This is a genomic window from Paraburkholderia sp. SIMBA_053, from assembly GCF_046534895.1.
GTDB classification, from domain to species: domain Bacteria; phylum Pseudomonadota; class Gammaproteobacteria; order Burkholderiales; family Burkholderiaceae; genus Paraburkholderia; species Paraburkholderia caledonica.
This window is the reverse complement of the sequence record NZ_JAWRXU010001785.1, coordinates 1-234: the sequence shown is the minus strand read 5'-3', so window position 1 is coordinate 234 and position 234 is coordinate 1. Positions and strand designations below refer to the sequence as shown.

The following is a 234-nucleotide window of genomic DNA, read 5'->3' as shown; positions in this document are numbered from 1 at the left end:
GTCCAGAAGAAGTCGACGCCTTGCAGGAAGCCGAGGAACAGCGGCGGATCGCCGAGCGGCGACAGCGAACCGCCCGCGTTCGCGACCAGAAAGATAAAAAACACGACGACATGCACGACGTGCCTGCGGTTGTCATTCGCGCGCAGGAGCGGCCGGATCAGCAGCATCGCCGCGCCCGTCGTGCCCATGATGCTGGCGAGCGCCGTGCCGAGCGCGAGCAACGCCGTATTCAGG

The 234-nt window shown here is 65.8% G+C and carries 1 protein-coding gene; it reads right to left on the bottom strand.

The annotated features are described in order from the left end of the window. On the bottom strand, nucleotides 1-234 hold a 234-nt coding region (locus tag SB753_RS41660; RefSeq protein ID WP_410805768.1), incomplete at both ends, for a sodium:proton antiporter.